At 47.9% G+C, this 10,662-nt stretch carries 9 protein-coding genes; 5 read left to right on the plus strand and 4 right to left on the minus strand.

The genetic code is table 11. The features are described 5' to 3' along the window. Position 1: 1 nt before the first annotated feature. Positions 2-1,930, minus strand: a complete 1,929-nt coding sequence (locus tag ACFS7Z_RS22510) for a M23 family metallopeptidase (protein ID WP_377489909.1) — start codon at positions 1,928-1,930, stop codon at positions 2-4. After that, complete coding sequence (locus tag ACFS7Z_RS22515) at positions 1,890-2,501, minus strand: fumarylacetoacetate hydrolase family protein (RefSeq protein ID WP_377489912.1); 612 nt, start codon at positions 2,499-2,501, stop codon at positions 1,890-1,892. Before ACFS7Z_RS22515 ends, ACFS7Z_RS22510 begins: the two co-directional genes overlap by 41 nt. A gap of 370 nt (positions 2,502-2,871) precedes the next feature. On the opposite strand from ACFS7Z_RS22515, the gene ACFS7Z_RS22520 reads away from it, so the two are divergent. Together ACFS7Z_RS22520 and ACFS7Z_RS22525 are read left to right on the plus strand one after the other, a co-directional pair. After that, positions 2,872-3,669 carry a M48 family metallopeptidase gene (locus ACFS7Z_RS22520; RefSeq protein ID WP_377489915.1) on the plus strand — a complete coding sequence of 266 codons (798 nt, stop codon included), beginning with the start codon at positions 2,872-2,874 and terminating at the stop codon, positions 3,667-3,669. A 14-nt stretch (positions 3,670-3,683) separates the two neighbouring features. Further along, positions 3,684-4,307: a hypothetical protein gene (locus ACFS7Z_RS22525; protein ID WP_377489918.1), complete on the plus strand. Its 624-nt coding sequence runs from the start codon at positions 3,684-3,686 to the stop codon at positions 4,305-4,307. 104 nt (positions 4,308-4,411) lie between these two features. On the opposite strand, the gene ACFS7Z_RS22530 is transcribed toward ACFS7Z_RS22525, so the two are convergent. Both ACFS7Z_RS22530 and ACFS7Z_RS22535 read right to left on the minus strand, forming a co-directional pair. Further along, the gene (locus ACFS7Z_RS22530) at positions 4,412-5,218 is read right to left on the minus strand and encodes an exonuclease domain-containing protein (RefSeq protein ID WP_377489921.1); all 807 of its coding nucleotides are present in this window, start codon (positions 5,216-5,218) and stop codon (positions 4,412-4,414) included. A 12-nt stretch (positions 5,219-5,230) separates the two neighbouring features. Continuing rightward, positions 5,231-6,610 carry a UDP-N-acetylmuramate--L-alanine ligase gene (locus ACFS7Z_RS22535; RefSeq protein WP_377489924.1) on the minus strand — a complete coding sequence of 460 codons (1,380 nt, stop codon included), beginning with the start codon at positions 6,608-6,610 and terminating at the stop codon, positions 5,231-5,233. A 154-nt stretch (positions 6,611-6,764) separates the two neighbouring features. Here ACFS7Z_RS22535 and dnaB point away from each other — a divergent pair, with 154 nt between their 5' ends. The 3 genes from dnaB to ACFS7Z_RS22550 all read left to right on the plus strand — a co-directional run bounded on the left by dnaB (position 6,765) and on the right by ACFS7Z_RS22550 (position 10,430). Next, positions 6,765-8,342: a replicative DNA helicase gene (gene dnaB, locus ACFS7Z_RS22540; protein WP_377489927.1), complete on the plus strand. Its 1,578-nt coding sequence runs from the start codon at positions 6,765-6,767 to the stop codon at positions 8,340-8,342. A gap of 429 nt (positions 8,343-8,771) precedes the next feature. After that, entirely contained in the window at positions 8,772-10,028 is a 1,257-nt protein-coding gene (locus ACFS7Z_RS22545; protein WP_377489930.1) for a PAS domain-containing protein, read from the plus strand. Between the two features lie 48 nt (positions 10,029-10,076). Beyond that, the gene (locus tag ACFS7Z_RS22550) at positions 10,077-10,430 is read left to right on the plus strand and encodes a histidine kinase (RefSeq protein ID WP_377489933.1); all 354 of its coding nucleotides are present in this window, start codon (positions 10,077-10,079) and stop codon (positions 10,428-10,430) included. Positions 10,431-10,662: the final 232 nt, after the last annotated feature.

The following is a 10,662-nucleotide window of genomic DNA, read 5'->3' on the forward strand; positions in this document are numbered from 1 at the left end:
ATCAGATGGTGGTCGTATAAGTGGCTTCGTTGCCGGCATTGTCCTTCACCTTTAACATAAAATCTCCGGACAAAGGTATGTTTTTATCTAATTTTTCAGACCAGATAGTGGCCGTTTTATGCTCATACTTCATCAGCAGCCACTGGCCGTTCAGGTAGGCGTTAAAGGAGTTTAATCCCGACAGGTCGTCCCCAATTTTGAACCTGATCTGGTTCTTGTTCTTGCTCAGCAGCCTTATGCCAGGTGCTTTTGTGTCTTCGAGTACCTTAAACTTACCCATGTTCTTCGTGCTGAACGTGATGGTATTGTTTTCGCCCCAGTTGCCACCTATAAAGCCTTTGCCGTTTCCGGTGCCTAAGAAGTACACAGCTGCCTTAGACCTGTCTTTGATGCCGGCAGTGTCAGGTTTTATCGTTATAGTTATAGGCTTGTGCAGTGGCGTGAAAAAGTCTCCTACAGTGTACACGCCGCGGTTGAGCTGTGTCTGCAGGTAAAGGGTGTCGTACAGCGACTGCTTGCTGAACTGCACCTTCAGGTAGTTGTTCATGAAAGCCACATCATGCCCCGGCGAAATCATTTTCTGAAAATGGAATGGCACCGTAATACCACAGAAACGCATGGAGTCCGGAAGGCCTGCGCGTAAATCGAACAGGCCGACAGAGTGGTTCTCTTTCATGTAGCTGGGCACCAGCAGCAGCGACTTTCCACCCTTTAGCAGCTCAATGTTCTGAGGGGTACTGCTGGTGTCGCCGGCACTCACCTTCAGCACGTTCCCTAGAATCTCATAGTTCAGGGATGGCTTTTTCACTGCTTTCGATAAAGTCTTTGTGAAAGCTGGCTGTTGCCCCTTCACCACAAAAGATAGGGTAGAGTTGTTGTCGTAAGAGTCGCGGGCCACCAGCTTTACCTGATAGGTAGAGTCGGGGTGCACACGCATCCTTCCCTGGCGTTCATTGGCCTTGTACAGCGGCAGGTCATTGCCATAGTCAATAAAGGCCTTCTGGAACGTGCGGCCCTGCCGCTTATACACATTGTAGTTAATGTGCTGCGATACCTGGCGCGACAGCTCAAAAGGCACCTGATCGATGTAGTGGGTGTAAATCTGCTTCCCGTTTACGAACAGCGTTACTTCCTGCGTACCATTCTTGTTGTCGGCCCCGTCCAGCCGGTCTATGGTCTGTAGCTCCAGCCCAAGCAGCCCGTTGGCAAAAACAGTATCGGCAATGGTAAAGTTATTGTCTTTCTCTTTGGTACGGTACTCCACACGGCCAAACTCGTTGTTGATGCGCGAATGTATGTTCAGCGGCGTAATACCCAGGCTATAAATTTCCGGCGGTGTGGTATCAATCACCTCCTTAAACTTATACTTCAGCGGGTTATACAGGCGGTCTTCTGTATCGCGGATTTCAAAATGCAGGTGCGGGCCACCGGAGCCACCCGTGTTACCGGATAAGCCTATCACATCGCCTTTTTTTACCGGGAACTGGTTTGGCTCGGGTAAAAGCTCCAGCTCAAACGTGTTTTTCTCATACTGCTTCTGCAACATGTATGCAGCCAGAGGCTCATTGTATGCAGAGAGGTGCGCATAGGTAGTCACCAAACCGTTCGGGTGTGTTACATAAATAATATTGCCATACCCGTACGTAGACTGCTTTACCCGCGAAATATAACCGTCTGCAGCGGCATGTACCGGCAGCCCGATGCGCTGTTCGGTTTTAATGTCGAGGCCCCCATGGAAGTGGTTGGAGCGTATCTCGCCCATTGAACCCGAAAGGTAATTACGCTCTCCCGGCTTTATCGGGAACAGGAAATAACCTGGCTGTGGTGCTATCTGTGCTGCCGCACCGAATGTAGTAATAAAGGAAAGTAGTGTAAGCGTAAACCGCTTCTTATTTAACTTCGAAATCAAGTAATTTTTTATCTTCAACATACCCTTCTAATCTGTCTCCTATCTGTACAGGGCCAACACCCGCTGGTGTGCCTGTAAAAATGATGTCTCCTGTTTTTAGTGTGATAAATTTTGAAATGTAGGCGATGATGTCATCAAACGTGTGCAGCATCATTTTTGAATTACCCTGCTGCTTCGTCTCGCCATTTACATCCAGCTTAAAGTTGATGTTCTGCAGGTCGGGGAACTGGGATAATGGCAAAAAATCCGAGATAGGGGCGGAGCCATTAAAACCTTTTGCCAAAGCCCAGGGCAAACCCTTCGCCTTTGCTTTTGACTGCAAGTCGCGTGCCGTGAAATCTATTCCAAGGCCAATGGAGTCATAATATTTGTGGGCAAACTTCTTGTCTATGTTTTTGCCTTCCCGGCTGATGCGCAGAATCAGTTCTGCCTCATAGTGCACATCCTTAGTATAGTCGGGGTAATAGAACGGTTCATTGTTTCGAAGTACTGCCGTGTCCGGCTTAAAGAATATGACAGGCTCTTCGGGTACTTCGTTATGCAATTCAGCAATGTGCTCCGCGTAGTTTCTGCCAATCGCTACTATTTTCATATAAGGTGAGGTCGTTGTTTTGTTCTTCAAAAATAGAACTTCTAACGTTGCTGGACAGAATAAAAAGACAAAAAAACTTTACAATTTTTGTTTAACTCCTGCTGCGCCGTTTATCACTCCTTTGCAGGTTATTAAGCCCATTGGCTATAATATTATGGTTGAATTTGGCCGCCAATAACATTTTATGGAGTGGCTGACGTATAATCGGTGCAACGTATACGCCCTTATTTTACAGAAGATATCAGCGGACTGAGAAGTCCTGTTCTTAAAAGTATAGCGTTTTGCTGATTTAAAAATGTATTATATTTGAGACTGATAGAAAATGGTTCAAAATTTGAAATCATTTTCATATCACTAAACAATTACGACAATGTATAAGAAAATAATTTCTTTCGCTGTAGCTGCGGTCATGATGGTTGCCTGTACAACAGTGCCCATTACAGGACGCCGGCAGCTAAACTTAGTGTCTGATGCAGAAATGCAGCAGCAGAGTTATGCCGCTTACCGGCAGTTTTTGAGTGAGAACAAACTTTCGAGAGATGCACAGGCTACGGCCATGGTGAAGCGTGTTGGAAAGCGCATACAGAATGCCGTAGAACAGTACATGGCTGCCAATAATATGCAAAATGAACTGGCTGGCTTCGACTGGGAATTTAACCTGGTGGATGATGACCAGATAAACGCTTTCGCTATGGCGGGGGGGAAAACCGTTGTATATTCCGGCCTGTTGCCGGTAGCGCAGAACGAAACTGGTCTTGCTGTAGTAATGGGCCATGAGATAGCCCACGCCATTGCTAAGCACGGTAACGAGCGCATGAGCCAGGCGCTGGCGCAGCAGTTTGGAGGACAGACGCTTTCTGCACTTGCAGGTGCACAACCAGGTGTTACTTCTAACCTAATCAAATCAGTTTATGGTGTAGGTTCACAGTTGGGACTTTTGAAGTATGGCCGCCAGCAGGAAACGGAGGCTGATAAGTTAGGACTTGTGTTTATGGCCATGGCCGGGTATGATCCACAGGCATCTATCCCATTCTGGCAGCGTATGGAAGCTGCTAGTGGCGGCCAGGCTCCACCTGAGTTCCTATCGACGCACCCAAGCGCCGGAACAAGACAGAATACCCTAAAGCAGTATATGCCAGAGGCACTTAAATATTATAAAGCTAAATAAATCTGTTATAGCGCATGATTAAAAACAATTTTGCCCGCCTGAGTTCTGTTCACCTAAGTCAGACCACCCTTTTGCTTTTACTGCTTTTCTTTGTGCTGGCCACTTCGGCCTGTTCCAGGCGTGAAGCCATCCGGGAAGAGAGCGAGATAGGGGAGGAAGGAGTAGGAGAAGTGCCGGTACAGACCTATGATGGCAGATTGATGGGGCAGGTTGTTTTTGATACTGTAGAGTATGTTGTGTCCAGGGAAGAACTGCTGCAGCCCTTTATCCGGGAGTTCGGAGACGGCACGGTGGTAGACAAGGTAATGATACGGAAGGTGCAGGAAACGAAGAATGACAAACCTGCCTATTACCTGGTTGCCCTGGGAATACGCAGCGGTTCCTTCCGGTCGATGGCACTGGAACTGGATCTGGCCTCTGACAATGCCTTATACCTGAGCAGTAGTGGATCAAAGCATATTTGCCAGTCTGGTGTGGGCTGTAATTTCTGCTACTTTACTTTTTCAGGTAACAGGATCACAGGATGTGAATGCGAGTCGCGGGCACCGGGAAATAACTGCTCTCATAAGTTCTCTGAGAGAAATACGCTGCTGAAGGACGTGACACTAAGGAGTGAGAGACGGCGGTCAGAGAATTAAAGACTTTAATACCACTATAACAGAAGCGGCTGCTAACATCGTGTTAGCAGCCGCTTCTGTTTTTACTACCTATGTCCGTAAGTAAACCTGATTGTCCGTAGCACCTATGATAACTGCACTTTCCGCAACCGGATACGGGTAAGAACTTTCTTGGTCTGGAGCGGAAATTCGCTTTTCATCATCCAGTCGTAGTAGCCAGGTTCTTTCTGCAGTACTTCTTCCACCGGCACATTCTTGTGCTTTCCAAAGTTGAACACCTCCTGCCCGGCATTGTTATACACGATACGGCCCGACAAGTCAGCGGTTTTCTGTACTGTAAATTTATGCAGGGCCTCCATGTCGTTCTGAACAGGGAATTCTTCCACACCTTCAGCCACCTCCACAGGCGTATGCTGGTAGCGGTCCAGTTGCGCCATCAGGATGTGGTATGTTGCTACCGTATCGGCTTCGGCACTATGGGCGTTCTCCAGTTTTTGATCGCAGTAGTACTTATAAGCGGCGGATAACGTGCGCTGCTCCATCTGGTGGAAAATGCGGCAGGCGTCAATCACGTTTCTGTTGTCTATATCAAAGTCAATGTCGCAGCGCAAAAACTCCTCTGCCAGCAGGGGAATGTCGAAGCGCAGCAGGTTATAGCCTCCCAGGTCGCACCCTTTCATAAACTGCTCCAGGTCCCGTGCTATTTCCCTGAACGTCTTGCAATGCTGTACATCGGCATCGTAAATTTTATGAATCAGGCTCGACTCTAGTGGAATCGGAATAGTGGGGTTTACGCGGCGGGTCTTCAGAATCTCCTCGCCATCCGGCATTACCTTCAGTACACTTACCTCTACTATCCTGTCTTTGCAGATGTCGGTGCCGGTCGTCTCAAGGTCAAAGAAGACGATGGGGCGCTTTAAGTTTAATTTCATTCTCTGGTTTATTTAAAGAACCGCTTTGGTCAGCGCGTCCATGTTCATGTTGTTATAGTTACCAGAGCTCATGAGCAACAGGTTTGTATTTTGCCAGTTACGGCTGGTCAGGTGCTGCTGCAATGCTTCTGCGTCGTTAAACACCTGCAGGTTCACGTTATCGAAGGCAATTTTCAGCTCTTCTTCTGTCAGCATTTCCATCCGCTTGTGCTCTATCGTTTTCGGGCTGAAGTACACTATAGGTGCATCCGCTTTATCCAGAGCACCGGCATACTGTGGCAGGAAAGCTTTGTTCAGACTGCTGAAAGTATGCAGTTCCAGCACAGCCACCAGTTCGCGCTCCGGGAACTGCGCTTTCACAGCCTCCGTCGTTGCCTTTACTTTGGAAGGGGCGTGGGCAAAGTCACGGAAGATAATGCTGTTTCCTTTTTCTCCGATTTTCTCAAGGCGCTTGGCAGCACCTTTAAATGTTTTAAGGGCTTCGTAAAAGTCATGCGCTTTCACACCAATCTTCTTGCACACTTCTTTTGCAGCACTGATGTTGCGCAGGTTATGCTCCCCGAACAGCGGTATCTCCACATCGCCGTCTTTTTTTGTATGCAGAATGGTTTTGCCGTTCCGGATGCTATGCTCGTGCACCGTGTAACCTTCGTAGGCAATATCGGCCGGGTTACGGGGCACTGCTACCAACTGCACCTGCTCATCATCCTGGTTATAGATAAGCGTACCGGCTTTTGGTGTCATCTCAGCAAAAATACGGAACTGCTCACGGTACATCTCCGGGTCCGGGAACACGTTGATGTGGTCCCAGCTGATGCCGGTGATGACCCCGATGTGGTGGTGGTAAAGGTGAAACTTCGGCACCCGCTTGATAGGGTCGGAGAGGTACTCGTCTCCTTCTATAATGATGACAGGGGCATCTTCGGAAAGCTTCACCATACGGTTGAAGCCTTCCAACTGCGCGCCCACGGCATAATCGAATTTTCGGCCAAGGTGCTGCAGCACGTGCATGATAATGGAGGTGGTGGAGGTTTTGCCGTGGCTACCGCCAATCACAATGCGCTGTTTGTCTCTGCTCTGCTCATAGATGAACTCTGGAAAAGAGTAAATCGGAATGTTCAGCTCCTGCGCGCGCTTTAGCTCCAGGTTATCAGGGCGGGCGTGCATACCTAATATAACAGCGTCTGGGCGGGCATCGATCTTCTCTGTGAACCAGCCTTCCTTTTCTGGCAATAAGCCGGCTTCAGCTAGTCTGCTTTTGGCTGGCTCATAAATCTCATCGTCTGAGCCGGTAATTTTCAGGCCTTTGTCATGTAGCGCCAGGGCAAGGTTGTGCATGATGCTCCCGCCCATTGCAATCATGTGTATATACTGTAGTTCCTTCTTCTCCATTTCACTGCAATATGTTTGCAAACAGACAAAGTTAGAAGTCCTTGCCTAAATTAAAATAGGAGTACCCTAATATGTTGATATCTTATACATGAATGTGGATTACTCAGAAGGGTATGTGGATTACTTGCATGGCATGTTTTTTAAATTTGTACCTATGGAGGAGATGAAAATGAATGTGCGGCAGGCGGGCAACCGCAGCAGTTGGCAAAAGAAAGCCCCAGTTGTTTCGGAGCTAGGCAAAAAGCCACCGCAGGCACTAGACTTGGAGGAGGCCGTACTAGGCGCTCTGATGCTGGAAAAAGATGCCCTGACCTCAGTGATCGATATTTTACGGCCACAGAGTTTTTACAAAGAGGCACACCAGCGCATTTTTAAAGCCATTATCGGGCTTTTCGATAAGTCGGAGCCAATCGATATACTTACAGTAACGCACGAACTGCGCGAAAACGGGGAGCTGGAACTGGCAGGCGGTGCCTATTATGTAACCCAGCTGACAACACGCGTTAACTCGGCCGCTAACATCGAGTACCACGCCCGTATCATCACCGAGAACTCCATTAAGCGGGACCTCATCTCTATTTCCTCTGAAGTGCTTTCCAGCGCCTTCGAAGACACTACAGACGTATTCGAGCTGCTGGACAAGACAGAAGCCAGGCTATACGAGGTATCGGAATCCAACATCCGCAAGAACTTCGACGACATGCGCTCGCTCATGCACTCCGCTATTAAAGAACTGGAAGAGAAGCGCAAGCAAGCAGACGGTTTAACGGGAGTTCCTAGCGGCCTTGCCGCCCTGGATCGTGTTACGTCCGGCTGGCAAAAGTCTGACCTTGTTATTCTGGCAGCCCGCCCAGCGATGGGTAAAACGGCCTTCGTTCTTTCCTGCATGCGCAACGCCGCTGTTGATTTTAAAAAAGGTGTGGCTATTTTCTCGCTCGAGATGTCCTCGCTGCAGCTGGTGAATCGTCTGATATCCTCAGAGGCGGAGCTGGATTCAGAGAAAATTAAAAAGGGCAACCTGGTAGACCATGAGTGGGCGCAGCTCAACCATAAGATCTCTAAGTTAACTGAGGCACCTATCTTCATCGACGATACACCAGGGCTTTCTATCCGTGAGTTGCGCACCAAGTGCCGCCGCCTGAAGGCTCAGTTTGATATACAGATGATTATTATTGACTATCTGCAGCTGATGAGCGGCAATGCAGACGGCAAGGGTGGTGGTAACCGTGAACAGGAAATTGCCTCTATTTCACGGGCTCTGAAAATGTTGGCGAAGGAGCTGAGCGTGCCGGTAATTGCGCTGTCGCAGCTGAGCCGTGCCGTGGAAACCCGTGGGGGAGACAAGCGTCCGCAGCTTTCTGACCTTCGTGAATCCGGTTCCATTGAGCAGGACGCTGATATGGTGCTTTTCCTTTACCGCCCGGAGTACTACGGCATCACCGAAGATGAAATGGGTAACCCAACTGCCGGTGTAGGAGAGGTAATCATTGCCAAGCACCGTAACGGTTCTTTGGAGAACGTCCAGTTGAAATTTATCGGTAAGTACACTAAGTTTACAAACCTGGACAACGACTTTGGCGGTGGGGACGCAATGGGAGGATTTAGCCCGTTACCGAACTCTACCTTCGATGCCGAAACGCCAGGTGCCATCCGGCTAGGCAGCCGCATGAATGACGGTGGCAGCAGCGGTGGCTTCCCGACCTCAAATTTCGATGAGGAGCCTCCTTTTTAAGTAGAACACAAACAACCAAAATAAGCCAAAGGAGATTAGCCGCTGCGCACATGATGCCAGTGGCTTTTCTTTTTACCTCACCCCAGCCCTCTCCTTTGTCGAGGACCCCTACCCCAAAACAGGAGAGAGAGTCTTGCTTTTGGGTAGCTCAATTTAAACTGTTTGGTGAGGTTTGAGGAAATAAAAAAGTTTTTAATGAAAAGTGCCGTTAAAGCCATAGAAGCAGAATTCCTTTTCAATGAAATATAGAAAAACGGCAGAACCTGCTTTAAAAACATAAAGCAGGCAATACGAGTATAGCATCTACCGCCTTTACCTTTATCACGCAAAGCAGCCGCTGGAAAGTGCCTTCTGCGGATGCCGGTAATACAAGGCATGCTGCGTAATTTTATTTTATTGTTTCAACTCTGAATTCGCTTTTTACCTTTGATGGATTATCATAAAATTTTCAGGCACATACCTCAGGCCATGGTAGTGGTTTCTCCGAACTATATAATTCTGGCTGCTACAGATGAATACCTCAGGCTGACAAAGCGAACGATTGAGCAGATCTCTGGGAAGCATTTTCTGTTGGAAGCTTTCCCGGACAGAGTGCTCACTTATGAGGAAAATCCGGTACGAAAGTCACTGGATAAAACACTTCAAAGTAAAAAGATAGACTTTCTGGATGTAATCCGGTACGATTTGCCAAACCCTGATGCAGGTGATGGTGAGTACGATGTGCGCTATTGGGAAGCCTCTCATACACCCGTGCTGAATGCCGAAGGCAGGGTGGAGTACATCATTCAGCAGACATCAGATGTAACAGAGAGAGAACTGGCTAAACTTGCCCTTTCAGAGAGTGAAGAGAAGTTCAGGTTCATGGCTGAGGCCATGCCGCAGTTGATATTTACGACGGATGCCACAGGCGAACTGACTTACCTGAACAAACGCTGGGAAATCTATACAAGTTTTCCGCTGCACGAGCTGCTGCAGGAGGGATGGCAGAAAGTGATACACCCCGATGATTTGCCCGCTGTATCAGCAAAGTGGGAAGAGGCTTTTCATAATAAAGCCAATATACAGATTGAGTTGCGCAAACGCGACAAACACGGTGTGTTCCGCTGGCACCTCTGCCGTACCCAACCCATGGAGGACGAAGAAGGCAACATCATTATGTGGGTTGGCAGTTCCACGGATATACACGATACGAGGGTGATGGTGCAGGAACTTCTGGAAACCAACGAGCAAATGTCACTGTTGTCGGACCAGGTGCAGCATGCATATGAGAAAGCAGAGTCTGAGCGTAAAATGCTGGAAACACTTCTGGTACAGGCACCCGCCATGTTCTGTATTCTGAAAGGGCCGGAGCACAGATTCGAGCTGATAAACGAGAGATACCAGCAGCTTTACCCCAACAAGGAGATGCTGCACAAGCCATTAGCAGAGGCTGTGCCTGAAATAGTGGAACAAGGCTTTATTGAGTTGCTGGATGAGGTTTACAATACTGGCAAAGCTTATGTAGCAGAAGAAGTGCCTATCATGCTGGACAAGAATAATACTGGTGAATTAGAAGAAACGTACTTCACTTTTTCGTATCACCCGATTTTTGAATCCGACAAAGTTTCAGGTATACTGGCTTTTGGCTACGAAGTTACTGAACAGGTAAAGTACAGGAAAAAGCTGCGGGAACTCGGGCGGGTTTAGTGCGGTATAACCATCCCACACTCTAAAACGAGAAGAAGAATAACTTAAATGAATTTGGCTCAGGTAGATTTTCAACAGCTCCGGATAAAGCACATCCTTTATAAATCGAAGGTGCGCTCTATGCTCTATGGTGGGGCTTTTGATGAAACCTATTTCTCCAGGACCGGCCCGATTAGCGTTTGGTTCGCCACCATCGGCATGGTGCGGTATATGAACGAGGCTGAGATGGGTGAACTTGCTAAAGTGCACCAGGAACTGGAGGCCATTACGCTGGACTTATACAGGATGTACAGGAACGGTAAAATTGATGAAGCACACGATGGGTTGAAAAACGTTGAAAAACAGTCAGAACGGTTTCTGGCTGTGCTCTTACTGCTGGAGAACCGTTTAAAAGAAGGCTAGAGAACCAGCCACAGTCATTCAGGAAGTGGGAGAGGTGGTAGAGAAAAAATATCAGTAACAAGAGACCTTGAGCTTATGAAGCAATCCTGCTGATGTGCATTTATCTGAGATAGTCAAGATATAATCTGACAGTTTAATTAAATTGAATGTGACGCATTTCATTAATTAAACCCGATTATATCATGACTACTCAAGACAAAATTATCAAAAACAAGTTAGGATTGCTAAACCT

Source organism: Pontibacter toksunensis (genome assembly GCF_042686245.1).
Lineage (GTDB): Bacteria > Bacteroidota > Bacteroidia > Cytophagales > Hymenobacteraceae > Pontibacter > Pontibacter toksunensis.